This window comes from Occallatibacter sp. (assembly GCF_049510455.1).
GTDB lineage: Bacteria > Acidobacteriota > Terriglobia > Terriglobales > Acidobacteriaceae > Telmatobacter.
In genome coordinates this window covers 1-25,525 of sequence record NZ_JBEKYX010000029.1, presented here as the reverse complement: position 1 = coordinate 25,525, position 25,525 = coordinate 1, and the positions used below count along the sequence as shown (strand labels likewise).

At 58.1% G+C, this 25,525-nt stretch carries 25 protein-coding genes; 18 read left to right on the top strand and 7 right to left on the bottom strand.

The window, feature by feature from the left end:
* Window positions 1–101: 101 nt before the first annotated feature.
* From ABSG47_RS07410 to ABSG47_RS07365, 10 genes are all read left to right on the top strand, one after another.
* Window positions 102–2,564, top strand: a complete 2,463-nt coding sequence (locus ABSG47_RS07410) for a glycoside hydrolase family 15 protein (protein WP_424168381.1) — start codon at window positions 102–104, stop codon at window positions 2,562–2,564.
* A 63-nt stretch (window positions 2,565–2,627) separates the two neighbouring features.
* Window positions 2,628–4,634, top strand: coding sequence for a transketolase (gene tkt / locus ABSG47_RS07405; protein WP_424168379.1), 2,007 nt, complete (start codon window positions 2,628–2,630; stop codon window positions 4,632–4,634).
* Window positions 4,635–4,743: 109 nt separating this feature from the next.
* Window positions 4,744–5,226, top strand: a complete 483-nt coding sequence (locus ABSG47_RS07400; protein ID WP_424168376.1) for an RpiB/LacA/LacB family sugar-phosphate isomerase — start codon at window positions 4,744–4,746, stop codon at window positions 5,224–5,226.
* Window positions 5,227–5,406: 180 nt separating this feature from the next.
* Window positions 5,407–6,018, top strand: a complete 612-nt coding sequence (locus ABSG47_RS07395) for an HAD family hydrolase (protein ID WP_424168373.1) — start codon at window positions 5,407–5,409, stop codon at window positions 6,016–6,018.
* A gap of 24 nt (window positions 6,019–6,042) precedes the next feature.
* A complete protein-coding gene (gene gnd, locus ABSG47_RS07390; protein WP_424168370.1) occupies window positions 6,043–6,948 on the top strand; it encodes a phosphogluconate dehydrogenase (NAD(+)-dependent, decarboxylating) in 906 nt (301 codons plus the stop codon).
* A gap of 146 nt (window positions 6,949–7,094) precedes the next feature.
* Window positions 7,095–8,663: a glucose-6-phosphate dehydrogenase gene (gene zwf, locus ABSG47_RS07385; protein ID WP_424168367.1), complete on the top strand. Its 1,569-nt coding sequence runs from the start codon at window positions 7,095–7,097 to the stop codon at window positions 8,661–8,663.
* A 132-nt stretch (window positions 8,664–8,795) separates the two neighbouring features.
* A complete protein-coding gene (locus ABSG47_RS07380) occupies window positions 8,796–9,479 on the top strand; it encodes a DUF433 domain-containing protein (RefSeq protein WP_424168365.1) in 684 nt (227 codons plus the stop codon).
* Window positions 9,457–9,885: a DUF5615 family PIN-like protein gene (locus ABSG47_RS07375; RefSeq protein WP_424168416.1), complete on the top strand. Its 429-nt coding sequence runs from the start codon at window positions 9,457–9,459 to the stop codon at window positions 9,883–9,885. Before ABSG47_RS07380 ends, ABSG47_RS07375 begins: the two co-directional genes overlap by 23 nt.
* Window positions 9,886–9,943: 58 nt before the next feature.
* A complete protein-coding gene (locus ABSG47_RS07370) occupies window positions 9,944–10,399 on the top strand; it encodes an Xre family toxin-antitoxin system antitoxin (RefSeq protein ID WP_424168363.1) in 456 nt (151 codons plus the stop codon).
* A complete protein-coding gene (locus ABSG47_RS07365; protein WP_424168360.1) occupies window positions 10,396–10,842 on the top strand; it encodes an RES family NAD+ phosphorylase in 447 nt (148 codons plus the stop codon). Before ABSG47_RS07370 ends, ABSG47_RS07365 begins: the two co-directional genes overlap by 4 nt.
* A 22-nt stretch (window positions 10,843–10,864) precedes the next feature.
* Here the strand turns inward: ABSG47_RS07365 and ABSG47_RS07360 are convergent, their stop codons facing one another.
* From ABSG47_RS07360 to ABSG47_RS07350, 3 genes are all read right to left on the bottom strand, one after another.
* The gene (locus ABSG47_RS07360) at window positions 10,865–13,096 is read right to left on the bottom strand and encodes a phosphocholine-specific phospholipase C (RefSeq protein ID WP_424168358.1); all 2,232 of its coding nucleotides are present in this window, start codon (window positions 13,094–13,096) and stop codon (window positions 10,865–10,867) included.
* 189 nt (window positions 13,097–13,285) lie between these two features.
* Window positions 13,286–13,516: a hypothetical protein gene (locus tag ABSG47_RS07355; protein WP_424168355.1), complete on the bottom strand. Its 231-nt coding sequence runs from the start codon at window positions 13,514–13,516 to the stop codon at window positions 13,286–13,288.
* A 34-nt stretch (window positions 13,517–13,550) separates the two neighbouring features.
* Entirely contained in the window at window positions 13,551–14,195 is a 645-nt protein-coding gene (locus ABSG47_RS07350) for a ribonuclease HI family protein (RefSeq protein ID WP_424168353.1), read from the bottom strand.
* A gap of 168 nt (window positions 14,196–14,363) precedes the next feature.
* On the opposite strand from ABSG47_RS07350, the gene ABSG47_RS07345 reads away from it, so the two are divergent.
* From ABSG47_RS07345 to ABSG47_RS07325, 5 genes are all read left to right on the top strand, one after another.
* On the top strand, window positions 14,364–15,092 hold the full coding sequence (locus ABSG47_RS07345) for an RNA polymerase sigma factor (RefSeq protein WP_424168351.1): 729 nt from the start codon (window positions 14,364–14,366) through the stop codon (window positions 15,090–15,092).
* Window positions 15,093–15,146: 54 nt separating this feature from the next.
* Complete coding sequence (locus tag ABSG47_RS07340) at window positions 15,147–16,133, top strand: anti-sigma factor family protein (protein WP_424168349.1); 987 nt, start codon at window positions 15,147–15,149, stop codon at window positions 16,131–16,133.
* Between the two features lie 205 nt (window positions 16,134–16,338).
* Window positions 16,339–17,253: a PDZ domain-containing protein gene (locus ABSG47_RS07335; RefSeq protein WP_424168346.1), complete on the top strand. Its 915-nt coding sequence runs from the start codon at window positions 16,339–16,341 to the stop codon at window positions 17,251–17,253.
* Window positions 17,254–17,779: 526 nt separating this feature from the next.
* The gene (locus ABSG47_RS07330) at window positions 17,780–17,962 is read left to right on the top strand and encodes a hypothetical protein (protein ID WP_424168343.1); all 183 of its coding nucleotides are present in this window, start codon (window positions 17,780–17,782) and stop codon (window positions 17,960–17,962) included.
* Between the two features lie 141 nt (window positions 17,963–18,103).
* The gene (locus ABSG47_RS07325) at window positions 18,104–18,340 is read left to right on the top strand and encodes a hypothetical protein (protein ID WP_424168341.1); all 237 of its coding nucleotides are present in this window, start codon (window positions 18,104–18,106) and stop codon (window positions 18,338–18,340) included.
* On the opposite strand, the gene ABSG47_RS07320 is transcribed toward ABSG47_RS07325, so the two are convergent.
* Window positions 18,309–19,100, bottom strand: coding sequence for a PDDEXK-like family protein (locus ABSG47_RS07320; protein ID WP_424168338.1), 792 nt, complete (start codon window positions 19,098–19,100; stop codon window positions 18,309–18,311). The two genes, ABSG47_RS07325 and ABSG47_RS07320, sit on opposite strands and share 32 nt — an antisense overlap.
* A gap of 240 nt (window positions 19,101–19,340) precedes the next feature.
* Here ABSG47_RS07320 and ABSG47_RS07315 point away from each other — a divergent pair, with 240 nt between their 5' ends.
* On the top strand, window positions 19,341–20,390 hold the full coding sequence (locus tag ABSG47_RS07315) for a DNA-methyltransferase (protein ID WP_424168336.1): 1,050 nt from the start codon (window positions 19,341–19,343) through the stop codon (window positions 20,388–20,390).
* A 63-nt stretch (window positions 20,391–20,453) separates the two neighbouring features.
* Window positions 20,454–21,476, top strand: a complete 1,023-nt coding sequence (locus tag ABSG47_RS07310) for a radical SAM protein (protein ID WP_424168333.1) — start codon at window positions 20,454–20,456, stop codon at window positions 21,474–21,476.
* 51 nt (window positions 21,477–21,527) lie between these two features.
* Here the strand turns inward: ABSG47_RS07310 and ABSG47_RS07305 are convergent, their stop codons facing one another.
* The 3 genes from ABSG47_RS07305 to ABSG47_RS07295 all read right to left on the bottom strand — a co-directional run bounded on the left by ABSG47_RS07305 (window position 21,528) and on the right by ABSG47_RS07295 (window position 23,604).
* On the bottom strand, window positions 21,528–22,226 hold the full coding sequence (locus ABSG47_RS07305; protein ID WP_424168331.1) for a DsbA family protein: 699 nt from the start codon (window positions 22,224–22,226) through the stop codon (window positions 21,528–21,530).
* Between the two features lie 70 nt (window positions 22,227–22,296).
* Complete coding sequence (locus ABSG47_RS07300) at window positions 22,297–22,428, bottom strand: hypothetical protein (RefSeq protein ID WP_424168329.1); 132 nt, start codon at window positions 22,426–22,428, stop codon at window positions 22,297–22,299.
* 144 nt (window positions 22,429–22,572) lie between these two features.
* On the bottom strand, window positions 22,573–23,604 hold the full coding sequence (locus ABSG47_RS07295; RefSeq protein ID WP_424168327.1) for a YncE family protein: 1,032 nt from the start codon (window positions 23,602–23,604) through the stop codon (window positions 22,573–22,575).
* A gap of 111 nt (window positions 23,605–23,715) precedes the next feature.
* Between ABSG47_RS07295 and ABSG47_RS07290 the strand changes: the two genes are divergently transcribed.
* Window positions 23,716–24,999, top strand: a complete 1,284-nt coding sequence (locus ABSG47_RS07290; protein ID WP_424168325.1) for a glycosyltransferase — start codon at window positions 23,716–23,718, stop codon at window positions 24,997–24,999.
* Window positions 25,000–25,525 lie beyond the last annotated feature (526 nt).

Below are 25,525 nucleotides of genomic sequence, written 5' to 3'. Positions count from 1 at the left end.
AAACGGGAACTATCTTCGGCAGTTATGGAACTTTAACGCTCGCAAAACCATCCATAGCGATACGATAGAATTCGTTTTCGGACTCAGCTTTCTCTTTTTATATGAGTGATCAGCCCCTATATCGATGGCTTTCGCAGCAGGGCGAGGCATTTGGCGAGCCCGGCCTGCCTCCGCGCTGGACCTCCAGCGTCAAGGACGCCGTAGGCACCGCCTACTCCGCCTCCAGCCGCATGTGGTTCACCTGCTCCCACGGTGTCGTGAACGAGGTTTATCACCCCACCATCGACAAGCCGCAGATCCGCGACTTCGAGTTCATGGTCACCGACGGCGAATCCTTTGCACATGAGGAAAAACGCGATCTCATCTCCAAATTCGAGTACATCGATCCCGAAGCGCTCGGCGTCCGCTATATCAACTACGATCCCGATGGCCGTTACACCCTCATCAAAGAGATCATCTGCGACCCGCACCACTCGGTCCTGCTGATCAATGTCCGCATTCATGGCCATCCTGACCTCCTCCCCCGCCTCAAGGTCTACGCCCTGCTCGCCCCGCATCTGGACGGCGGCGGCGCGCATAACTATGGCCGCGCCGTGGATGTGGCCGGCTACAAAATGCTGCTCGCATGGCGCAATGGCTGGTCGCTCGCGATGGGAGCCACCTGCGGTTTTTCGCGTGTAAGCTGCGGTTTCGTCGGCGCAAGCGACGGCTGGCGCGACCTCAAAGATAACTACCAGATGGACTGGGAGTTCGGCTCGGCCTCCAACGGCAACATCGCGCTCTTCGGAGAGCTCGACATGTCGCATGCGGGCGAGGACGGGACGCGCGGATTCACGCTCGCCATCGGCGTCGGCAATACCATCCACACCTCGCTGCAAAAGACCCTCAACTCGCTGGTCAAGCCTTATGAGCAGAACCAGAAGCGCTTCATCGAGCAGTGGAAGCGCGTGGCCAACCCCGAATGGCTCGGCGAAAAAGCCCAGGACGGCGGACGGCTCATGCGCGCCAGCCATAACGTTCTGCTCGCGCATGAGGACAAGACCTACTCCGGCGCATTTGTCGCCTCCGCGTCCATTCCGTGGGGCCAGGCCAAGGGGGACGACGACCTCGGCGGCTATCACCTGGTCTGGACCCGCGACATGGTCCAGACGGCCACCGCCATGATCGCCTGCGGCCGTGCTGAAACCGCGCGCCGCGCTCTCGTTTACCTGGCCTGCACGCAGGAGCCGGACGGCGGCTTTGCGCAGAACTTCTGGGTCGATGGCCGGCCTTACTGGTATGGCATGCAGCTCGATGAGGTCGCCTTTCCCGTCATCCTTTCCTGGCGGCTCTGGAAAGCCGATGGCCTCGGCGAGCTCAACGTCGTCCCCTTTGTCGAGCGCGCCACCGGCTTCCTCATTCGCCACGCACCCATCACGCAGCAGGAGCGATGGGAAGAAAACTCCGGCTACTCGCCTTCGACGCTCGCCTCCGTCATCTCCGGGCTCATCTGCGCCAGCGAAATTCTGCGCGCGCACGATTCCAACGAGATGGCCGCCTTCGTCGAGGAGTACGCCGACTGGCTCGAAGGACATCTCGAAGACTGGACCGTCACGAATGACGGCGTCGTGCACCCCGAGGTCAAACGGCATTACATGCGCATTCGCCCGCCGGAAACCGGGCCTGCCTACGACGGCCCCTCCGCCGGAACCGAGCGCATTCACATCAATAACCGCCCTCCCGGCACGCCGGACGACTTTGCAGCACGCGAAATCGTGGATGGCGGCTTCCTTGAGCTGGTCCGATACGGCGTTCGCAGGGCCGACGATCCGCTCATCGTAGACAGCGTGAAAGTCATCGATCTCGCGCTCAAGCGCGATCTGCCGCAAGGCCCCGGCTGGATTCGTTACAACTGGGACGGCTACGGCAACGGCGCAGGCGGCGCGCCCTTTACCGGCTACGGACAGGGCCGCGTCTGGCCGCTGCTCACCGGCGAGCGAGCGCACTACGAGCTAGCCCTCGGCAACGACATCACCGACCTTATTCGCACCTACGAAAAGTTCGCCACGCCCGGCCAGATGATGCCTGAGCAGGTCTGGGACGAGGCTGACATTCCCGGCCGCGGCCTGCATTTCGGCAATCCGGCGGGCGCAGCCACGCCCCTCGTCTGGGCGCACGCCGAATACCTCAAGCTGCTCCGCTCGGCCCGCGATGGCCAGGTCTTTGACCGCGTAGACCCGGTCTACGAGCGCTATTGCACGGAAAAGGGCCTTCGGCCGCGCCGAAATCTTGAGATTTTTACCTTCCAGCGGCCCATTCAGCGCATCCGATCGACAGACACGCTTCGGATCATCGACGCCGATCGATTTGAGATCAGGTGGTCCATCGACGACTGGAAGACGGTAAAGATCGCAAGCAGCCCCAGCGCATCCAGCGCTGGCTTCTGGTTCGACATTCCCGCCCCGGCTCTGGGTCAACCCAGCTCATCCGGCAAAATCTCCTGGACCCTGCACTGGACGGACTCTGGTAAGTGGCTTGGATACAATGTGGATATACAGATTGACTCTACGAACCCACCCGATTGAGCCGTTGAAAGCGCATAAACCTGCGGACGCGGCGGACTCCCCGACGAAAGGATTTAGAACCAGATGACCACTACCCCTGTCACTCCCTCTTCTACCGATCTCGATCAGCTTTCGATCAATACGCTCCGGCTTCTCGCCGTCGATGCCGTACAAAAGGCCAACAGCGGCCACCCCGGCGCGCCCCTCGGCTGCGCCCCCATCGCCTACCTGCTCTTCCACAAGCTCATGAAGCACAATCCGGCCAACGCCAGGTGGGCAGACCGCGATCGCTTCGTTCTCTCGAACGGCCACGCCTCGGCGCTCCTTTATTCCGTGCTGCACCTCTCCGGTTACAAGCTCACGCTGGACGATCTGAAGTCCTTCCGCCAATGGGACTCGATCACCCCCGGTCACCCCGAATCGACGGACACCGAAGGCGTCGAAGTCACCACCGGCCCGCTTGGCCAGGGCATCGCCATGTCCGTCGGCCTTGCCGTTGCGGAAAAGCACCTCGCCGCGGTCTACAACAAGCCCGGCCACGAAATCGTCGATCACTACACCTACTCGCTCTGCGGCGATGGCGACCTGATGGAAGGCATCTCGCATGAAGCCGCCTCGCTCGCCGGCACTCTCGGTCTCGGCAAGCTTATCTGGCTCTACGACGACAACCTCATCTCCCTCGACGGTCCCACCGAGCTCAGCTACACCGAAGACGTCCTCAAGCGCTTCGACGCATACCACTGGCATGTGCAGATCGTCGAAGACGGCAACGACCTTGAAGGAATTGAAGCCGCCATCAAAGCCGCCAAGGCCGAAACCAGGAAGCCCTCCTTCATCGCCGTCCGCACCGTCATCGGCTACGGCAGCCCCAAGGCCGGCACCAATGCCGTTCACGGCGAGGCTCTCGGCCCGGACAACGTCAAGGCCACCAAGAAGTTCTTCGGCTTCCCTGAAGACCAGAGCTTTTACGTCCCCGAAGAAGCCGCCAAAAACTGGGCGCAGGCCGGCGTCAAGGGCGCAGTAGAAGAAGGCGATTGGAACAAGCTCTTTGAAGCCTATGCGAAGGAATTTCCCGAGCTAGCCGCACAGTTCAAGCGCACCTTCGCCGGTGAGCGCAAGGCCGGCTTCGAGAAGGCCATCCCCACCTTCCCCGTCGAGAAGAAAGTCGCCACCCGCAACGCCGGCCAGGTGGTCATGAACGCCATCGCCAACGATGTGCCGGAGCTCTTCGGTGGCGCTGCCGATCTCACCGCCTCCACCAGGACCATCTTCAAGCCCGGCGCAAACTTCCACGTCGATCCCGCGGGCCGCAATGTCTTCTTCGGCGTCCGCGAGTTCGCCATGTGCGCCGCGGTCAACGGCATGGCCAAGCACGGCGGTCTCATTCCCTTCGGCTCCACCTTCTTCACCTTCTCCGATTACGCCAAATCCGCTCTCCGCATGGCCGCGCTGATGAAGTCGCATTCGCTCTTCATCTTCACGCATGACTCCATCGGCCTCGGCGAAGACGGTCCCACGCACCAGCCCATCGAGCAGCTCACCATGCTGCGCGCCATCCCGCACCTCACGGACTACCGCCCCGCCGACGCGAATGAAACCGCCGCCGCGTGGCGCCTGGCCATTGAGCGCAACGAGCCTGCCTTCATGGCCCTCAGCCGCCAGGACCTGCCCGTCATCGACACCGCCAAAATCGATGTCTACACCGGCGTCAGCAAGGGCGCTTACATCCTCGAAGACGCAGCCAACCCGAAAGTCATCCTCATCGGCACCGGCTCCGAGGTCTGGTTCTGCGTCGAAGCAAAGAAGCTGCTTGAAGCCGAAGGCATTGCCGCCCGCGTCGTCAGCTTCCCCTCATGGGAGCACTTTGAAGCGCAATCCGCCGAATACAAGGCCTCTGTCCTGCCAGCCGATGTCCCCAAGCTGGCCGTCGAAGCCGGCTCGCCCATCGCATGGTGGAAGTGGGTAGGCTCAACCGGAGATGTACTCGGCCTCGACCGCTTCGGCGCTTCGGCCCCCGGCCCCATCGTCTACAAGGAACTCGGCTTCACGCCGGAAAACGTCGCAGCAAAGGCAAAGAAGCTGATCAAGTAGTAAGAACAGAGATCAGGTTTCAGAGGTCAGGGATCAGAAAAACGCTCGACACGTCATCAAAACTGACCCCTGATCCCTGAAACCTGATCCCTGACTCCGAAGGAGTCCTATGAAGCTCGTCATCGCCGCCGACCACGCAGGCTTCCCTCTTAAAGAGGATGTGCGCGCCTATCTCGAAACGAAAGGCCATGAAGTCGTCGATCTCGGCGCATTCAACGGGAATGAGCCGGACGATTATCCTGACTTCGCCGAAAAAGTAGGCGAGGCCATTCTCGCCGGTGTCAGCAAAAAAGGCATCCTCATCTGCGGCTCCGGCGTAGGCGTCTGCGTTGCCGCCAACAAAATTCCCGGCATCCGCGCCGGCATGTGCCATGACACTTACTCCGCGCATCAGGGCGTGGAACACGACGATATGAACGTAGTTGTCTTCGGCGCGCGCATCATCGGCTCCGCCCTCGCATACGAACTGGCCGACAGCTTCCTCGCCGCCAAATTCATCTCCAACGAAGAGCGCTTCACCCGCCGCTATAACAAGGTTCTGGCCATTGAGGCCAAATACCAATGCGGAGACGGCTCCGCCAGCAAAGCATAATCTGTGGGTGCCCCTGGTCCCTCGCATTTGGGGACCAGGGATACCACCCCATTCAGTTGTAGATTTTCTAACAAGGCACTCCTTCAGCCGTTCCGAAAAGATCGCAAAAAGATTTGGGCTTAAGCCCTGACAAAAATGCAGTCTCAACCGGCTTCCCCGCCAGCCCGAATGATAGGTGCCATGCTTCCTTTCGACGTCATACTCTTCGATGTTGGCGGAGTCCTGCTCACCAATGGCTGGGACCACAAGGAACGCGCGTCCGTAATTAAGAAGTTCGATCTCGATCTTGCCGCCTTCGAAGCCCGCCACCCCGAAGCAAACGAAGCCTGGGAAAAAGACGAGATCAACGCGGAGCAGTATCTCAATCAGACTGTCTTCTATGAGCCGCGCAGCTTCACGCACGATAATTTCCTCAACGCCATCTTCGCTCAATCTGTTGTGCTCGAAGATTCTGCACTTCCCGTGCTCCAGGATCTCTCCGCCACGCAGAATTACCTTATAGGCTCGCTCAACAATGAGGCCCGCGAGCCCAACGACTACCGCTTCGCACAATTCGACCTGCGCAAGCATTTTGAAATCGCTCTCAGCTCCTGTTACGTTGGTCTGCGCAAGCCACATCCGGAGATTTACAAGCGCGCCATCGATATTCTTGGGCTATCCCCAGAGCGCATACTCTTTATTGACGACCGGCAGGGTAACGTAGACGCTGCCGCCAACTCCGGCCTCCAGGCAATTCGCTTCACCGGCGAGCAGGATCTTCGCCGTCAGCTCAAGGAACTCAACGTTCTCTGACATACACGTAAAAGGGAGAAGACTATGCAACTCGGTTTAATCGGTCTTGGAAAGATGGGCGGCAACATGGCGGAGCGCCTCCGCCTCGGCGGCCACCAGGTCATCGGCTTCGACTTCAGCAAGGAAGCCGTCGATAAGCTCACCGCATCAGGTAACGTCGGCGTGACCTCGCTTGAAGAGCTTACCCGGAAGTTCACCGGCCGCAAGGCCATCTGGATCATGGTTCCCTCCGGCCAGCCGGTCGATGACACCATCGCCGAGCTCATCCCGCATCTCGCGCCCGGCGACATCCTCATCGACGGCGGCAACTCCAACTACAAGGACTCGCAGCGCCGCCACAAGGAAGTCACCGCCCAGGGCTTCCAGTTCGTTGATGTAGGCACCTCCGGCGGCGTCTGGGGACTCAAAGAGGGCTACTCCCTCATGTTCGGCGGCGACAAGGAGCCGGTCGAATACCTCACGCCCATCTTTGAAACCCTCGCTCCTTCAAAGGACACAGGCTGGGGCCACATGGGTCCCGCCGGCTCAGGCCACTTCGTCAAGATGGTCCACAACGGCATCGAATACGGCATGATGCAGGCCTTCGCTGAAGGCTTTGCCATCTTTGAAGCCAAGAAGGAATTCAATCTCGACCTGGCCCAGATTGCTGAAGTCTGGCGCTACGGCTCCGTCGTCCGCTCCTGGCTGCTCGATCTCACCGCCGACGCCCTCAAGCACAACCCCAAGCTCGAAGGCCTCGAGCCCTACGTCGCCGACTCCGGTGAAGGCCGCTGGACAGTCTTTGAGGCCATCGACCTCAACGTCTCCGCGCCCATCATCACCGAATCGCTCATCCGCCGCATCCGCTCGCGCGAGGAAAACAACTTCACCGACCGCGCGCTCTCCATCATGCGTAACGCCTTCGGCGGCCACGCCGTGAAGAAAGACTAACTACAGAGATCAGAACTCAGGGATCAGAGATCAGAAATGCCGTCCGGCACATTGCGGAAATATTGAACTGCCGTGCTCAGTTCAGGATGATGCAACTGATCTCTGATCTCTGAAAACTGATCTCTTCTTCGATCGGAGATCGAGAAATGTCTACCACCGTACAAATGAGCGTGAATCCTTCCGACCTGCCCCAGGGGCACGACGCCGCGGAAAAAATTCCCGGCCCCGGCATCATGGTCATCTTTGGCGCCTCCGGTGACCTCACCAAGCGCAAGCTGCTCCCGGCACTTTTTCATCTGGAGCAATCCAACCTCCTGCCCAAAGACTTCGCCATCGTCGGCGTGGCCCGCCGTCCCCTCGGCAACGAGTTCGCCGAAGACATGAAGGATGGCATCCTCAAATTCGGCTCTGTCGACGCCACCGACCCCAAGCTCGAAGCCTTCGTCAACAAAATCAGCTACCACGCGCTGCAGTTTGACGACGCCTCCGGCTATCCCGGTCTCAAGGACGCCCTCGACAAGCTCGCCGCCGAAAAGAAGATCGGCCCCGACCGTCTTTACTACCTCGCCACCGCCCCCGAATACTTCGCGCCCATCATTGAAAACCTCGGTACCAGTGGCATGGCGCATCCTGAGCAGGGCAAGATCGGCGTCGTCATTGAAAAGCCCTTCGGCCACGACCTCGATTCCGCCCGCGAGCTCAACCGCCAGGTCAACGCCGTCTTTCCCGAAAGCCAGGTCTTCCGTATCGATCACTACCTGGGCAAGGAAACCGTCCAGAACGTGCTGGCCTTCCGCTTCGCCAACGGCATCTTTGAGCCGGTGTGGAACCGCAACTTCATCGACAACATCCAGATCACCGCAGCCGAAGACATCGGCATCGAAGGCCGCGGCCCGTTTTATGAAAAAGCCGGCGCACTCCGCGACATCATCCAGAACCACATGATGGAAGTGCTCGGCTTCGTCACCATGGAGCCGCCTTCGAGCTTCGAGGCAGAAGCAGTCCGCCGTGAAAAGGTCAAAGTCTGGCAGGCCATTCCCAACATTCCCATCCAAAACGCCGTCCGCGGCCAGTACGGCCCTGGCGTAGTTGGCGGCCAAAAGGTCATCGGCTACCGGGAAGAGGAGCGCGTCAACCCCGAGTCCGGCACGGAAACCTTCGCCGCCGTGAAGCTCGAAATCGAAAACTGGCGCTGGGCAGGTGTTCCGTTCTACCTCCGCGCCGGCAAGCGCATGAAGAAGCGCGCCACCGAAATCACCATCCAGTTCAAGCAGCCTCCGCTGCTCATCTTTAACCGGATGCAATCTTCAAGCGCCCCCTGCCCGGAGATTCAGCCCAACATCATCTCCATCCGCATCCAGCCGGACGACGGCATCGCTCTGCGCTTCGGAACAAAGGTTCCCAACACGCCCGGCATGACCGTCTGCCCCGTCAACATGGACTTCAGCTACGCCCAGGCCTTCGGCAAGCAGAGCGCCAACGGCTACGAGCGTCTGTTACTCGACGCCATGCTCGGCGACCAGACCCTCTTCTCCCATCGCGATGGCGTGGAGATCAACTGGGCGCACTACACGCCCATCCTTCAGGCATGGGCGGCCAAGAAACCCGAAGTCTTCCCCAACTACTTCGCCGGCTCCTGGGGCCCCGACTGCGCCGACCGTCTGCTGGAAAAAGACAACCGCAAATGGAAAAACTCCCTAGGCAAACCCGAGTAAAGCAGGGAAGAGGGACAAGGGAACAGGGAGTAGAAACACCAAGGGCCGCATCGCCAACCGATGCGGCCCTTGCTCTGGTCAATTAGCATCAGATGTACTAGAGTGATTGCAAAAATGCTAACGAGAAAACCAATGCGCGCTAAAGGACAGGACATTCGCACCCTGCCCACATATACGATCCCGGAGGCCGCTGCTTTTCTCGCCGTCAACTCGAGAACACTCTTTTCATGGTATGAGGGAGATGAGCCTATCTTGAAAGCCAGTGGGCTCGCCGGCTCCGTCCATTTACTTTCTTACAGCGATTTAGAAGAGGCTTATCGCGTATTTATTTTGCGGGAAAAGCATCATATCTCTTTGCAGTTTCTTCGGATCTCAATGCGCAATGCCCGAAGAATATTTCGGTCTCAGCACCCGCTACAACGAGTAGACGCTGTTCAGAAATGCTTAGATGATTTGGTTTACAACCAAGCTGCCCGGGGCGACCGGCCAAGGACCGTTACATCTATTGGACTGAATCCTGGCCAACAGTTCGTTCAAGAAGTAGTCGATCTCTACGCAGAGCGAATCGAGGCCGGAGAATTTATATTTCCCTGGCGATATGCTGCAGAGGATCACAGTAGCCGCCCTGTATCGATTAACTCGAATATCATGTCCGGGCGACTTGTGGTGTTCGGCACAAGAATCCCGGTTAGCACGATTGTCGGCATGAAGCGTTCTGGGAAAAGCATTGAAGAAATAGCCAATGATTTCAGTCTTGATGTCGATACCATTGAAAAGGCAATAATTCACCTTGGTGTACGTCAAAAAGCGGCGTGAAGAATGCGTTTTATTTCTCGACGAAGGCTTCTCAGCCGAGTCAGTCGCAGTACGCCTTAGAACCGCTGGGTTCACAGTGCAGCGATTTCCTGAGTGGTTTCGAGATGAGAACAATCAAACACGTAGGAATGTACTCGATCCTGAGATCATTCGTTTTTGCCACAAAAACGGGTGGTTACTCGTGACGCGCGATCACGAAATGAAAAACTTACATCGAGAAGAAATACGGAAATCTGAGGTCGCCATATTGGCAACCGCGCACAACAGTGCAGAAGATCAAGATGAGTGGGTAGCTGCGCTCATCAATTTGAAGAGCCGGATTTTGCGTGAGTTTCGTAAACATGAGCGGCCATGGTTTGCCACTTTTAGTCGTTCGGCGGTTCTCACGATTACCAAAATCAAATAATCGGTTATCTTCTACGCAAGATGCCCATATAATCATGGCATCTTGCCAAGGAGGCCTCATGGCCCAAGCTGCCGAACTTCAAACCCGACGCGAACCAGCCATGTTCTACCGCCGCATCGAACGCAAACTCGGCATCGCGCCGCTGCATTCGGACCGCGACCTCGCCCGTCTGGTAGACGAACGCCTCCCGCTCGCCTCCGTCGAATCGCTCTCGAATAACGGCATCAGCGATGAGGAAATCTACAACTTCATCGTTCCCCGTCGCACTCTAGCCCATCGCAAAACCCGCCATGAATCCCTCACCCACGATGAATCCGACCGCGCCATCCGCATAGCCCGCATCACATCGCTAGCCGAAGAGGTCTTTGCCGACGACGCCAAGGCATCCCGCTGGCTCCGCAAGCCAAAGGTTCGATTTGAAGACCGTAGTCCACTCGAAATGCTTCGCACAGAAGCCGGCGCGCGCCTCGTGGAAGAGATGCTTCTGCAGCTCGACTACGGCTTCGCAGCGTGATCCTCTGGCGGGTCAGTAACTATCGCACACTCGACGGCGCAGGCGGCCTCTACGTCTCCGGCCGCTGGCACACAAAAGGCCATCCGGTCTTCTACTGCGCCCTCAACCCGTCCACGTCACTGCTTGAAACACTCGTCCACATGGAGATCGACGCCGAAGACCGCCCCGATCATTTCCAGGTCCTGCGAATCGAAGGACCGGATTCGCTCTCCCTCGAAAAAATCAAAGCCGAATCGCTTCCGCCAAACTGGGCCACTGACATGCCGGCCACTCAATCCATCGGAGATCAGTGGCTAACAGAAAGACGCTCCTTGCTACTACAAGTCCCAAGCGTGCTCGTCCCGGAAACTTGGAACATGCTGGTCAACCCGCTCCATCCCCAAGCCAATCGTCTGAAGATCACGCGAACCTACGACCACGCCTTCGACACTCGCCTTTTCTAGCCTCTGTCGCACTCAAAAAGCCTCAGGCCAACGACGCATCTTCACCAAAAACAGCCGGATCACTAGTACTAGGCCGCCCCGTCTCCACATGCCCCGCAAACCGCCGCAGAAAAGTCGGCGATTCCGCAGTCGTGACAGAAATATCGAACCAGTTGTTACTCGCGGTCAGCGACCAGTGATCTTCCGTAAAGCCGCCGGGCTTGAGAGGGTAACTATGCGGAGCCTCGGACTTCGCATACGCGTTGGTCACGATCAGCGTGCAGGGAGCCGCGCCCAGGTTGGCAATCGTAAGGTGGACATCGCCGGTCTGGTGATCGTAGCGGAGGAGCAGTTCCGGATTGGGCTGAGCTTTGACGCCGGCATTATCCTCCGCATCGCGAGAGGCCGGAGCAACAACAACTCCGCGAAAGTGGCTGAAGAAGCCATTCGGGCCGTGGAATGAGATGTCGTAATCGGGCTCCGTCCTTGGCTGTTTAGGATGCATGTCGGAACCTATATCGGAGATTAGCCAGTAGTCCGAAAGAGTTTGCTCACCCGAAATGGAATAGCGGCGCGGGACATCAAAAGGGATTCGGTTGTTGCGGGCATAAACGGCAACTCCCGCTTTGCCTTCGTTGCGAAATTCAATCCAGACCTTACCCTCCGCCGCCTCAATGCGGCTGCGCATCGTCAGCGAGTAAGGCAGAGCGCGAGCGGGTCGCGTACCCGGCTCCTGCTTCGGCATAGCCTGCACTTCAGGCACGCTGTAAGGCTGCTTTGCAGAGGCCAGAACCGCAGGCACCGCAATCGGCATAACGGCAACCTTGGCAGTCGCAGCAAAATCGAAGGCAGAAGTGAGGTCTCCGCAAATCGCCCGCCGCCATTGGTTGATGTTCGGCTCGGGAATGTCAAACCGCGCCTCAAGAAATTGCAGCACCGAAGTGTGGTCGAAGAGCTGCGAGCAGACATAGCCGCCGGTTGACCAAGGAGAAACCACAAGCATAGGCACGCGAGGGCCAAGTCCGATCGGTTGCAGACCCCCAGGATCGGTGCCCGGCACTAAAGGACGGCGGTCATGCGGAAAATTATCCATGTTGATGAACTCGTCCTCCATGGCTTCGAGCAGATCGTCGGAGACCAGTCCCAGCGCGTTCTGCCGCTGCATTTGTCCCATCACGGCAGGCGGCATCGGCGGAACAATATGGTCAAACAGCCCATCATTTTCGTCGTAGTTGATCAGGAAGACGGTCTTGCTCCACACCTCCGGGTTGGCGGTCAGCGCTTCCAGCACAGCGTTTACATAAAACGCCCCATCACGCGGCGAGGCCTCCGGATGTTCGGAATACTTGTAAGGAGCCACCACCCAGCTCACCTGCGCAAGCTTGCCGCTGACGCAGTCTTCGCGAAAACCAATCAACGACCGGTCCGTCACGCCCTTCTGTACCAGCGGCCCATGCGGGTCCGCACCCTCATCCACCTGGTACTGCGCAAAAAATTCAAGCGAGTTATCCGTGTAGTTATCGGTCGGGTCGCCCGCAATGCCCGTCCCGCCTTGATACAGCTTCCAGCTAACGCCGGCCTTTTCCAGCCGCTCGGGATAAGTAGTCCACGTAAAGCCATTCACAATGTGCCGTTCGCCAAAGCCAGGGCCGTTCGGCTTCTTGCTCAGCTTCCCCGCCGCATCCATCGTGCCTGACCAGAGGTAAATGCGATTGGGCGCAGTGTTCGCATGAACCGAGCAGTGATAGGCATCGCAAATCGTAAAGGCGTCCGCCAGCGCGTAGTGAAAAGCAACGTCTTCGCGCTGAAGATAGCCCATAGTCAGTACGTCCTGCTTCTGGGTAACCCACTGGTCATGGTGGCCATGATTCCAGGCCTGGTGTCCGCTGCTCCAGCCGTGGTCCGTGCCGGCCTGAAATTCCGTGGTGAGCTTGGGATTGAGGTAGAACGGCAGAACGTGTTCGGCGCTCGGGTGCAGGCCGCGGTCTTTGTAGTGGTTGGTCTTGACAGAGGCGGTCGGCTGGTACCAGATGGGCTTGCCGCCGGGCAGGCGCGCGGGACGCGGATCGCTGAAGCCACGAACTCCGCGCATCGTCCCGAAGTAGTGGTCGAAGGAGCGGTTCTCCTGCATGAGGATGACCACGTGCCCGACATCTTTGATGGTCCCGGTGGCGCGATTAGCGGGAATGGCCAGAGCTTTGCGAATGCTGGCAGGAATCATTGCTGCGCCGGCAGCGGTAGCGGCAAGACGCAGGAAATCGCGGCGAGTAGCCATGAGTAGGTGGGCTCCTTGGGATACCGTGGGTTCGTTCAGATCAATCTGGGCGAGTATATCGAGGGAATGTTGCAGGAAAGTTTAAGAGAAAATCTCAACGATTTGCCAACGCGCGCTATCGCGCTACATACGCGCCGGATCGATCAGCGCAATCTGCAGATTCACATCCAGCAGAAACCACGGTGCTCCTCAGTGCAGTTCTTCCCGCAATTGACGAACAAGCTCCGAAGTCACCCGCGGCGCTTCCGGCCTCACCGCCAACAGCGGAACGCCATTCCGAATCTTCAGGCCAGTTTCCGCTGGCCGCATGGCATGCCGCGCCAGGGAAGAAATGATCTCCCCTACGCTCTTTCGTTCCATGACCGCCAGTTTTTTAGCGGCTGCCAATACATCGTCATCAATCGCAAGCGTAATTCGCATCCGGCCCCTCATCATGCATCAATCATCAGGTGCTTTACTGCCGCGTCACCTTCACAAACACACCCTCCGGCAACTCCCCCTCCAGCAGATGCACCACGCCATTCTTCACATACCCCTCAAACACTTGCTTCTCAAGTTTGGGGGGCGCAGCAGGCAGCTTCCCATAAGGACGCACCACAACGCCCTGATCCCTGTTCCCTGATCCCTGTTCCCTGTTTTTCCCCATGCCCTTGTCCATCGCCTCATTCGCCAGCTTGTCGGCTTCTTTATTCCCGCCGCGCAGCGTATGCCCAATCTCAAATTTTTCCAGCTTCCGCGTCAACGCGCGAGCCTCCTCCCAAAGCGGCCTCAGCACCGGACTCCCCACTTTATAGCGACCCTTCATCTGATTCACCATCAGTTCGGAGTCAGAAACCACCTTCACCCGCGAGTGCCCATGCTCCAGCGCCCACTTCAGCACCCCCAGCAGCCCCGAGTATTCGGCATAATTGTTCGTCTGCATGCCCAAAAACTCGCTCAACCGCGCCAGCACCCGGCCCTGAGCATCCTCAATCACCGCGCCATATCCCGCCGGCCCGGGATTTCCCCTCGACCCGCCGTCACAGTGCGCCGTAATCAAGCCTGAACCTGGGCCGCCAGCCTGCGCCGACCCACCGTCAAAAAGATTTCCATTAGTCATCCCTCCCAGTGTATCCACGCCACCAGTCCCTTAGTCTCGCCCCTCGTCCTTCGTCATTCATCCCTATTCTGCTCACCAACTCACGAATCGCCCGTCCATCTAACCGCAGCGGTTTACCCGGTTTCACCTCCCCTCAACACTTCAGGAGAGATTTTTCGAGGCAAAACAATGGCTACGGAAGCGCTTCCATACCCCGATTCACCGGCAAACCCCACAGCACCCTTGCCTTGGCATACTGCTTTGGGCGTACAATCCCCCACAGGTATGACTGCGACCCGCGCCATCGGCGGACCCAAAAGCGCAACCGAGCGCCTCGCCTCCCGTGCGCCTGAGATCGAGCTGATCCGCGCCGCGCAGGCCGGCTCCCGCACCGCCTTTGACGCGCTCGTCCGTCAATACGAAAACCAGGTCCTCCGCCTCGCGCTCCACCTGACCGGCAGCGAGCATGACGCAGAAGACATCTATCAGGAAGCATTCCTCAAGGCGTACCGTTACATCGGCAACTTCCGCTTTGAGTGCTCCTTTTACACCTGGATTTACCGCATCGTCACCAATCTCTGCCTCGATCAGCTCCGCCGCCGCAAGACGCGCCGCGAAGATCAGGCCGTCATCCTCGACCACTCCGGCGACGAAATCGACATTCTCGCTTCGGTCTCCGATGACCGCTCTTTTTCCAACCCCGCGCGCGAGCTCGACCGCAAGTTTCTCGGACTCCGCATTCAAGATGCGCTCTCCAAGCTCACACCCCGCGAGCGCATGGTTTTTGAACTCAAGCACTACCAGGGTCTCCGCCTGCGCACCATCGGAGAAATGCTTTCTACCACCGAAGAAACCGCTAAAAACACATTATTCCGTGCGACAAAGAAACTCCGATCGCAACTGGCGGGCCTCCGGTAGCACTATTTGTTTCAAACCCCCGTGTTGTTCTTTTGAGGCATAAGGACGTACCCCATGAATTGCGAATTGGCGCACGAGCAAATCGTGATGGCCGAATACGGTGAGCTGTCTGACGACGCAGCCCACGAGCTCTCTCGGCATCTGGCCATCTGCCCCGAATGCGGCCACGAGCGCGAAACCTTACGCGCCATCAAGCTGCTGGCAGACGCGCATCCCACCGCTGAGCCCGATGCGAATATCATGGCTCGCTCCCGTCTGCGCCTCGAAGAAGCTCTCGACACCCTGCCGCCGCGCCGCTGGTATGAGCGTCTCGCGCGCTACACGGGCAATAGCTTCGCCCGCCTTCAGTCGGCGCCCCTGGCGGCCGCTCTCATGCTCGTCATCGGCGGAGCAGCCGGCACTCTCGGCGGCTATTACGTCTCGCAGAGCCACGTAGCCAAAGCCGGTGAAGCCGCACAGAATCAGGCCGGAGCACAGGCCGTCGTAGAGGCCGCCGCCCCCGCCGTCGCCGGCGAAATCGCCAGCATCTCCCGCATCGAGCGTGAGCCCAACTCCGAGCAGGTCGAAGTCAGCTACAAGCAGATCGTTCCGCGCCAGTTTTCCGGCTCACTCGATGATTCCAAGATCCGCCACTTTCTCACCCTGGCCGCCGTCCGCGCTGCCGCCTCCGGGGAAGACGATGGCTCCGTCGACCTCGTTGTTGCCGAGTGCCGCGCAGGCCACGGCTGCCGCGCCTCCGGCCTCAGCGATGCCCTGCTCATGGTACTCCGCTACGGCCGCAGCCCGCAGATGCGCCGCAAAGCCCTCGCCGGTCTCGCGCCCTATGTCGCGGACGATCTCGAAGTCCGCAACGCCGTTCTCGAAGCGGTCCTCTACGACTCCGACGTAGACATCCGCGCCGACGCCATCCACTCGCTCACTTCCGTCGAAGCCGACACCAGCGTCCGCCAGGTGCTCCACAACGTCGCCGGCTCCGACCCCAACCCGCAGATTCGTATCATCTCCCGCCAGGCTCTAAGCCAGGCCCCGGAGATTCAGTAAATAGGAGATTCAACAGTTAAGTCTCGGCTTGATTTGTATCAGGGCACGACTTTAAGTCGTGTGGAACATGGGCAAGTAAAAGTTTTGGGCTTTCGTTCTGTAACAGATTCTCAAGTTTAGACACTACCATTTAACCGCACCACCCCATAAGCCGCGCCAGAACGTCTAAAGAGAGCGCACCGGGGAGCACTCGGGGGAATTAGACATGCAGCACTTTTCGAGGCCCTGTCATCTCGGCAATCTGTTCTCCGGCTCGCTCCCGATAGCCGCCATTGCGCTCATTGCAGCCGCCGCGGCCATCGCGCCGTCACGCGCCTCGGCACAGGATCAGACCCTCCACGAGCTCCTGGACCGCCTGCACATGACCTCGCACGCCGCCACGCCCGGCTACCTCGGCGTCCTCGTCACAGACGTTGATAACGAGTCCTTCACCCGCCTGCGCCTCACTGAAAAGCGCGGCGCCGTCATCACCAATATCGATCATGACGCTCCCGCCGGCGGCCAGAAAGGCCTCCGCATCAATGACGTTGTGCTCTCCATCAACGGCCAGAACATTGAAAGCGCCACCCAATTCAACTCCACCCTGCATGAAGTGCCTTCGGGCCGCTGGGTCAGCCTCGTCATCATGCGTGAGGGAAATCAGGAAACTCTCTCCGTTCTGCTCGTGGATCGCCGCATCATGGAGCGCGACGTCTGGAACAAGCTCAATGCCCGTGAAGATTCCGGCGGCGGCAGCGGCCCCAACGGCAGTCTGAATATCCTCTCCGGTGCCAGTGGCGGCGGCGACGTGCCCCCCACCGGCGGCTTCCACGTACCCTTCTTCGGCAGCGAGCTGAAAGTCGGCGCAGTTGTCGAGCCGCTCACCCAGCAAATGTCCGATTACCTCGGCATCCCCTCCGGCCTGCTGGTCAAGCAGATAACCCGCCACACTGAAGCCGAATCCGCCGGCCTGCACGAGTACGACATCATCCTCCGCGTCGGCCCGGAAGCCATCAAAACCACCGCCGACTGGGACCGTACCCTCAAAGCCAACCAGGGCAAACAGGTCCAGCTAGCCATCCTAAGAGACAGCCGCCAGCAAACCCTAACCCTCCAGGTGGACAACAAACGCCATAAGTAGGTTTTCTGCTTCCGTCGGAACTGGATTCTTTCGCAGGCTCACTTCTGCTGGAGTTATCGTGTGCGGCTGTGCTGATTAAGATATTTATCTTGTGTCAATTGCGGATGATTACACAGTTTCCGGCGAAATCTTTATGCGATCTTCATTTCAAAACTGTGCAGTTTGCCGGCTTTCATTCTCGCTCCCTAAATGCGAGGGACCGGGCACCTGGACCGGCTTTGTAGATAGCCCGAAAGCTGAAACCCGGAGAAAACCGGTAATACCCGCAGAAACGGAAAAATGAATGTAACACGTTTCATTAGTCTAAACCCTTATTTATTTGATGTTTAAGGCATGATGGTTACCAATGCCCCAAAGTTTTTTGAATTTTAGCCAGAAAAGCGAACGGCCCGAATCCGGTGGGATTCGGGCCGTTGTTTTTCTACCTGTAATAAGTATGACAGATCGCGAGAAATAATGTGCAAACTGCGCAAAGCTTTTTGCGATTTAGAATCAATGAGTTACAAAATAATGTTGGATTTGGGGCTTGACAAGATTTTTTCCACAGGGGACCGAGTTGGGACTGGAGGAAGCCTACACCATCAAAACCACCGCCGACTGGGACCGCACTCTCAAAGCCAACCAGGGCAAACAGGTCCAGCTAGCCATCCTCCGCGACAGCCGCCAACAAACCCTAACCCTCCAAGTAGACAGCAAACACCACAAATAGAGGTATTTGCGGACGGGGCAATTTAATTTGTCCAGGTTTCAGCGCAAAATATCTCTATGGCAACGGGTCAAACTGAAATTCCGGGCGTTTCCCCTGCCCTTATGGCGCAGCTTGAAGAGCGCACGCAGACAGGAGCGCCCCGTGAGCCAGGTAATTACTGACGCCATTGACCGCTACATAGATAAGCAGGAGTGGGAGCGTCTGCACGCCTATGGCAAAGCTCAGGGGCACAGAAGCTCGGCTATACCGAAGACGACGTGGAACGCCTCATCGCCGAAGTACGGCAAGAGTACAGTGAGTGTCCAAGTCGCGGCGGACACTACGCCTATATCTCCGTCTTCAATGCCTAAGAATCCCCTACCCGCCGAAATCGATTAGGATGTTTGATCTGTTCAAGGACTTTCTTCTTTTTCCCACTAAGGAACCACTCTAGGCAAGTGCTCAGGTCGTCAGTCCATACCTCGTCCGGTTCGAGAGAGACAGGCTGGTGAATTTCAATTAAATCAGGAGCATTCAATCGCTCTAAAAGCCATGTACCAACTGTAAATCGGAACTCAGTCCACCGCTTAGTTGCAGGTTGCATATTAACTGCGAGAATGTCGAATGCGCCGAATGGGTAAGGGCGAGTAGCAATGGGGGGAACCATTTCGGGATCCGGGAGCGCCGACTGTACATTATCTTGTTTACGTAATCTCCGCTGACCGGTCCTCGTTTTCTGAACTTCAACGTCGTAATAAATTTGCTCGTAGTGCCGTGCGTGGAAACGCTTCGGTAGTCCTCGTTCGAGCCGTTGCAACTTGACTTGAATACTGACCCTTTTTCCATCACGCTCTAAGAGGCAATCATACGGCCAGTCACCCGCAGGAGTTTGTACGGAAGTCCAGCCCCTGCGTAATACAGAGGGTATGATGTTGGTTTCAAAAAAGTATTCTGCAAGCAGTCCGCGAATACCACGCCTCGACAAATCGCTGGCACGATAAATGGAACTCAATATGTCGTCGCCGTCAATCTCCCATTCCATCTCGAGCGGATGGGGAGGAAACAATCCTTGGCTTCTCAGTCCATCGAGAATCGCTTTGCGTCTTTGTAGTACGGATCCGTCGCTATTGTCATTGTTCTTTTTTGGTGTTTCGCTCATTTGAAGGTCGTCCCGCCTGCTCAGGCACAAAGTTCACAATTTCGGTTCGGTTCAGTAGCGCCTTTCCGCCGATTCTCAGCACTTGAAAGCGCCCCTTCTTGATCAGTCGAGAAATGGCCTGCCTCGTGACGCCGCGTAATCGGGCGGCTTCCGCTTGTGAAACCCAATCCGCACCGTTATGAAAATGGGTTGACAATGTAAACCTATTTCTGTTACCGTTTGAATCATCGAAGACGTATTATGACTACAACCGTGTCATCAAAACCGCAACTCGCACAAATCGACAATCGTATCCAGTCTGTCGCATCGCAGAACGGACATCGCATCTCACTGCCATCAGACCATCCGGCTTCACTTGTCAATCAAGACCCGTATTTCACGTCAAGGCTGGGTGCGGCTTACTGCGGCGACTCGCTCGATTTATTGCGAGCGCTCCCATCCGAAAGCATTAATTTGGTCGTAACTTCGCCTCCATACGCTTTGCATTTTAAGAAAGAATACGGCAACGAGCATAAGGACCGATATGTCGAATGGTTTCTGCCATTCGCAAAAGAGATTCTGCGTATTCTGACTGATGACGGAAGCTTCGTCTTAAACATTGGAGGAAGCTACAACAAGGGGACGCCGACTAGATCGATCTATCACTTTAAACTGATGATCGCTTTAGTTGAAGAAATAGGATTTCATCTTGCACAGGAGTGTTTTTGGCATAACCCTGCCAAGATGCCGGTTCCTGCCGAATGGGTTACTGTTCGCCGTGTGAGGGTTCGTGATTCTGTCGAATATGTCTGGTGGTTTTCCAAGACACCGCATCCAAAATCGTCGAATCTCAATGTACTTAAGGAATACAGCGAGGACATGATTCGTTTGAATCGGAACGGAGTCCGTGGAACCGTAAGGCCATCAGGGCACGTGATCCGAAACTCGTTTGACAAGATAAGTGCCGGCGGTTCGATTCCGTCAAATGTGACCGAGGCCGAGTTCGATATCCCGGAAAACATGCTGAAGATGGGGAATAACGCGGCAAATGACGCATATACCAAACGTTGCAAGGAAGAGGGAATCAAAATTCATCCTGCGCGGTTTCCTGCGTTGCTTCCGAAGTTCTTCATTAAGTTACTCACAGATCCCAATGACGTGGTCTTGGATCCGTTCGCTGGTTCATTGACTGCCGGAGCTGTTTGTGAAGAGCTGGATCGTAGATGGATTGCTGGAGAAGCGGTTGAAGAATATCTGAAAGCAGGTATTTTTCGTTTTGAAGAATACTCCACAAATCCAAAACTCTTTTAAGACGCCTCCAGCCCCTTTTCCCTTGCACCCTTTTCCACCCCAAAATCCTCTAAAATAGACAAGATGCCCAAGTTCCGCCGAGACACGGTCCGTGGTCGCGCCATCCGCGCCGCTCGCAAAGCCCGCGAGTACGCAATGGTCGCACGCGCCCTCGCCTCGACCTCGCACCCGGTCCTCGTCCAGATCGTTCCCGCGCGCTTCTGCAATCTCTCCTGCACCTACTGCAACGAGTTCGACAAAGTCTCCCCGCCCGTGCCCACAGACGAGATGCTCCGCCGCATCGACCATCTCGGCCGCCTCGGCACCGCCATGATCGGCATCTCCGGCGGCGAGCCCCTCACGCATCCCGATCTCGATCTCATCATCGCGCGCATGCGCAAAACCGGCGCCATCGCCGGCATGATCACCAACGGCTATCTGCTCAACGCCGAGCGCATCGAGCGCCTCAACCGCGCCGGCCTCGACCACATGCAGATCTCCATCGACAACATCAACCCCGATGAAGTCTCGAAAAAGTCCCTCAAAGTCCTCGACAAAAAGCTGCAAATGCTCGCCGAGCACGCCGAGTTCCACGTCAACATCAACTCCGTCGTCGGCGGCGGCTTCAAGGACCCCAATGACGCACTCGTCATCGGCAAGCGCGCCCTGGAGCTCGGCTTTGAGTCCACCATCGGCATCATTCACGACGGCGACGGCCAGCTCAAGCCGCTCGCCGAAGCTGACGCGCAGGTCTATTTCGCGATGCAGAACCGCAAAAAGACCAACTACGCGCAGTTCGATCACTTCCAGGAATCCATCGTCAAGGGCCTGCCCAACGACTGGCGCTGCCGCGCCGGCTCGCGCTACCTCTACATCTGCGAAGACGGCCTTGTGCACTATTGCAGTCAGCAGCGCGGCTACCCCGGCGTCCCTCTGGCCAACTACACCACCGCCGACGTCAAGCGCGAATTCCTCACCGCCAAGAGCTGCTCACCCAACTGCACCATTGGCTGCGTCCATCGCATCAGCCACATCGACCACTGGCGCGCCCCGCAGACCAGCGAAATCTCACCAGGCCACGGCGGCCTCGTGCAAATCAGCCATTAAACACAAAGGGCGCATCCAGTGGATGCGCCCTCGTTCTTTCTGTCACCTGTCTTACTTAACGCCCTTCGTATCTTCCAGCGCCTGATCAATCAATTGGTACAGCTTCGAGCGATCCACCACCTCGACAAACGGCGCCCCCTTCGAGTGCGAAGTCGCCACCCAGATCGTCGGCGTATGCTCAATCCCAATCCGCTGCCCCAGCGCATAATCTTCCTTCACCGCCGCGGCCAGCTTGCCCATCGGGTCCACCGCAAACGGAAGCGCCAGCCCATGCTCCTTTGCAAACTGCTGCGTAAACGCCGTCATCCGCGCCGGGTCCTCGCCAAAGCTCGGCTGGTTGGCAAAGATCGCATCGCGATACGCATCGCCCGTCTTCTTGCCACCCTTATCGTCGAACCACCGCGCATTCACCGCCGCCTGAAAACTCCACTGGTGCATTGGCAGCGGAAAATCATGCCGAACCCACGGAATCTTGTACTTGTCCGCAGCGTCCTTCAAAATCGGGTTCGCGCGCGCGCAGTCCGGGCACTGCATATCTTCAAACTCGATGATCGCCACCTTCGCACCAGCCGGCGGCTTCAGCGCGGAAGGATCGTGAACCTGCGTGGTAGGCGGCGGCCCAAACTGCGCCCGCGCCGGAGGCGCAAACACAAACAGCCCCGCGGGCACAGCCGCCAGCAGAGCAGCAAAAGCAACAGCGCCAACGCGGCGCGCAAAAAATCGTGAACTCGTCAAAGAAATCCCAAGCATGAGTATTGGACGGCTCCTGGCCTTATTTTAGCGTCATGATTCTCGAAACCCCACCCGCTGACTTGAGTTTTCAGCCATTCGGAGGATACAGCCCATCATTGCGCTCTCGCCGGCGCGCCTCTACCCACTTCCGCCACTTCCAGTCGGCAAAGACGCTCCCCGCAATCACGACAGCCACGACAATGATCAAAATCAGTTTCATAAGAGAGATCGGAGATCGGCGTTCAGAGATCGGTCAAGCCGCAACACAAAAGAAAAATGCCCAATAGCAATCTCTGAGCCTTCCACTCCCGCAGCAGTCAACGCGGATTTTACGGAACCCTGATCTCTGAACCCTGATCTCTTATCACCGGCCAATCACAATCACGCGGAAGCTATCAGGCAGCACCGGCGGCCTTGGCCGCGGATTCTCCGCCGTCGCCGCAGGAGCCGTGCCAAAGTCCGCCGTCACTGTATACACGCGATCCGAAGCCGGATCATAAGCCATCGTGCGCGCGCGTTTCTCAGTAGTCAGCGTCTGCACTGTCTTCAGACTCGCCGCATCCACCACATTCAGCACACCCTCCCCGCAGGAGGCAAACGCCAGCTTGTGCTTCGCCGAAAAGCCCGCGGCATCCGGCCCGTCCCCAATCGCCGGCGTAGCCAGCACCTTGCCGGTCTTTACATCAATAACGCTCATCGTCTTGTCGCACACGGCAAAAAGCTTCCCGCCCTCGCGATCGATCGCCAGCCCGCTCGGCCCTTCGCAACCAGCAGGCCAGGTCGCGGTAACGGTCTTCGTCTTCGCGTCAATCTTCACAATCTCGCTCTTGTCCTCAATGTTGTCGTAGATAAAGCCCTTGCCGTCAGCCGCGGGAAACTCCGGCTTGCCACCCAGCGCCACCGTCGCCACAACCTTCTGCGTCGCCGTGTCAATCACCGTCGCATCCTTGCTCCGTCCGTTAAAGGCCCACACTGTCTTCGTCACGGGCTCAAAGAGAATCGCATCCGGCCCCGTCCCCGCGGGAATTGTCGTCACAGTCGCCAGCGTCGTGCGGTCAAATACCACTACCTGGTTCGCCGCGCCCGCATCCGAGATGTACCCATACTTCCCCGCATCGTCAAACGCCACGCCATGCGTCCCATGCAGCCCCGCAATCGAGCCCACAACCTTGCCCGTCGCCGTATCCACCGCATCCACCCTCGCGCCGCGCGTAATGTACAACCGGTGCGTCGCCGGATCGACACTCAGGTAATCCCATCCGCCCTCGCCGCCCAGCTTCCAGGTATTCAGAACCTTGTACGGCCCCTCGGCAGACACCAGCGCCGGTGCCGCAAATACAGCAGTTAGAGCAACTCCAGCCAGTACAAGCCGGAATACGGAAAAAGAAAAAACCATTCGCATCGGATCTCCTGAGAATACGAACGCAGAATATCATCCGCAGTTGAAGCCAATCTAAAATCGCGCCCCATACGTTAATCTCATAGCTGTAGCTCCCGGATCCCAACCGTGCGCATCGTCCTCTCGAACATAGGTACCTACGGCGACATTCATCCCCTCATCGCCATCGCACTCGAGCTCAAGCGCCGGGGCCACACGCCTGTCATGGCGCTGCCCAACGTCTACCGCCCAAAAATCGAGCCCCTCGGCATCGAATTCCATCCCATCCGTCCCGACATCGACCCCGCCGATACGCGTCTCGTCGCCATGGTCTACGACGTAAAGAAGGGCACCGAAACCGGCCTGCGCGAATTCCTCTTTCCCTCCCTGCGCGAAACCTACGCCGACCTTCTCGACGCCGCCACCAACCCCATCCGCGCCGACCTGCTTCTCCTCGGCGAGCTCAACTACGCCGGTCCCCTCGTCGCTGAAATCACCGGCATTCCCTGGGCCAGCTACGTCCTCGCGCCGCTCTCTTTTTTCTCCGCCTTCGATCCACCCGTGCTGCCCATGTATCCGCGGCTCGCCCGCGCTGACCGCACCATCCCCGGCATGGGCCGCGCCATTCGTCGCCTCGCCCGCCTCGTCAGCCGCAAGTGGCCGCAGCCCATCTACGACCTCCGTCGCGAACTCGGCCTGCCGCGCGGCCCCAACCCGCTCTTTGACGCCAAGCACTCTCCCTATCTCGTCCTCGCGCTCTTCTCGCACCTCCTCGGCCACGAGCAGCGCGACTGGCCGCCCAAAACCCTCATCGCCGGCTTCTGTTTTTACGACGCTGAGAACGGCGACGCCAGCCTCCCAGCACACCTCAAGCAGTTCCTCGCATCAGGCCCCGCACCGCTCGTCTTCACTCTCGGTTCCGCTGCCGTCCTCGCCGCCGGCCGCTTCTATGAGTACTCCGCCCGCGCCGCAATCAAAGTTGGCATGCGCGCCGTCCTGCTCATCGGTAATGACGAGCGCAATCGCCCCCGCAACCCTCTGCCGGAATCCATCTGCGTCGCGCAATACGCGCCCTACTCTCAGCTCTTCCCCCACGCCGCGCTCATCATCCATCAGGGCGGCGTCGGAACCACCGCGCAGTGCCTCAAAGCCGGCAAGCCGCAGCTCATCATGCCCTACTCGCATGACCAGCCCGACAACGCCCGCCGCATGCGCCGCCTCAAAGTCGCCCGCACCATCTTCCGCAAGGACTACACACCCGTCCGCGTCGCCCGCAAAATCCGCTCCATACTGGAAAAGCCGCTCTACGCCCGCCGCGCCGCATCCATCCCCGCCCGCCTCGCCCACGAAGACGGCATCAAAACCGCCTGCGACGCCCTCGAACAGCTCTGCGCTAAGACCCGCCGGAAATAGTACTTCCGCCCATTCGCTAACCCAAATGTCATCCTGATTCTTCTCGCTGAATTTGCTCTGATTGCGGCGCTGTGTGCTCCTGTGTCTTCCTTCAATCCAGAAAGAAGGACTTTCTCGAAACGACGGGCATTTACTCTTCTCAAACCGCTCGCCGCGACCCGCGGAAAAACTTGTCAAGAGGCAAAAACAAAACTATTTTCTAACCCGCTTATTCTAAAGACACAAAAACTTCGTCCACTTTGCACATAATTAAGTGTCTTTATGCGTTAATAGAAATAGCTCGAAAAATTTCATCCAACCGAAGGCCCCGCCACTGCGGGGCCTTTGTGCTTTTAGTTCAGGCACAGAAGGAGATCATCATGTCCTCACCATAGGACCCTCTTCGCTTTCTCTTCGCCAACTTACCAACTCGCTAACACGCGAAGCGCGGCGAACCCGCTAAAGGAACAAGACCCAATGTTTAAGGCATCTCCAGAAGCGCAGTTTTGCGCCCCAGGACATCGAAGAAGTGATCCCTATAAATCCC

What these genes read in the sequence shown, in the direction of transcription:
- ABSG47_RS07410 (WP_424168381.1), top strand. Translation starts at nt 102, where the DNA reads ATGAGTGATCAGCCCCTATATCGATGGCTTTCGCAGCAGGGCGAGGCA.
- tkt (WP_424168379.1), top strand. Translation starts at nt 2,628, where the DNA reads ATGACCACTACCCCTGTCACTCCCTCTTCTACCGATCTCGATCAGCTT.
- ABSG47_RS07400 (WP_424168376.1), top strand. Translation starts at nt 4,744, where the DNA reads ATGAAGCTCGTCATCGCCGCCGACCACGCAGGCTTCCCTCTTAAAGAG.
- ABSG47_RS07395 (WP_424168373.1), top strand. Translation starts at nt 5,407, where the DNA reads ATGCTTCCTTTCGACGTCATACTCTTCGATGTTGGCGGAGTCCTGCTC.
- gnd (WP_424168370.1), top strand. Translation starts at nt 6,043, where the DNA reads ATGCAACTCGGTTTAATCGGTCTTGGAAAGATGGGCGGCAACATGGCG.
- zwf (WP_424168367.1), top strand. Translation starts at nt 7,095, where the DNA reads ATGTCTACCACCGTACAAATGAGCGTGAATCCTTCCGACCTGCCCCAG.
- ABSG47_RS07380 (WP_424168365.1), top strand. Translation starts at nt 8,796, where the DNA reads ATGCGCGCTAAAGGACAGGACATTCGCACCCTGCCCACATATACGATC.
- ABSG47_RS07370 (WP_424168363.1), top strand. Translation starts at nt 9,944, where the DNA reads ATGGCCCAAGCTGCCGAACTTCAAACCCGACGCGAACCAGCCATGTTC.
- ABSG47_RS07360 (WP_424168358.1), bottom strand. Translation starts at nt 13,096, where the DNA reads ATGGCTACTCGCCGCGATTTCCTGCGTCTTGCCGCTACCGCTGCCGGC.
- ABSG47_RS07355 (WP_424168355.1), bottom strand. Translation starts at nt 13,516, where the DNA reads ATGCGAATTACGCTTGCGATTGATGACGATGTATTGGCAGCCGCTAAA.
- ABSG47_RS07350 (WP_424168353.1), bottom strand. Translation starts at nt 14,195, where the DNA reads ATGACTAATGGAAATCTTTTTGACGGTGGGTCGGCGCAGGCTGGCGGC.
- ABSG47_RS07345 (WP_424168351.1), top strand. Translation starts at nt 14,364, where the DNA reads ATGGCTACGGAAGCGCTTCCATACCCCGATTCACCGGCAAACCCCACA.
- ABSG47_RS07340 (WP_424168349.1), top strand. Translation starts at nt 15,147, where the DNA reads ATGAATTGCGAATTGGCGCACGAGCAAATCGTGATGGCCGAATACGGT.
- ABSG47_RS07335 (WP_424168346.1), top strand. Translation starts at nt 16,339, where the DNA reads ATGCAGCACTTTTCGAGGCCCTGTCATCTCGGCAATCTGTTCTCCGGC.
- ABSG47_RS07320 (WP_424168338.1), bottom strand. Translation starts at nt 19,100, where the DNA reads ATGAGCGAAACACCAAAAAAGAACAATGACAATAGCGACGGATCCGTA.
- ABSG47_RS07315 (WP_424168336.1), top strand. Translation starts at nt 19,341, where the DNA reads ATGACTACAACCGTGTCATCAAAACCGCAACTCGCACAAATCGACAAT.
- ABSG47_RS07310 (WP_424168333.1), top strand. Translation starts at nt 20,454, where the DNA reads ATGCCCAAGTTCCGCCGAGACACGGTCCGTGGTCGCGCCATCCGCGCC.
- ABSG47_RS07305 (WP_424168331.1), bottom strand. Translation starts at nt 22,226, where the DNA reads ATGCTTGGGATTTCTTTGACGAGTTCACGATTTTTTGCGCGCCGCGTT.
- ABSG47_RS07300 (WP_424168329.1), bottom strand. Translation starts at nt 22,428, where the DNA reads ATGAAACTGATTTTGATCATTGTCGTGGCTGTCGTGATTGCGGGGAGC.
- ABSG47_RS07295 (WP_424168327.1), bottom strand. Translation starts at nt 23,604, where the DNA reads ATGGTTTTTTCTTTTTCCGTATTCCGGCTTGTACTGGCTGGAGTTGCT.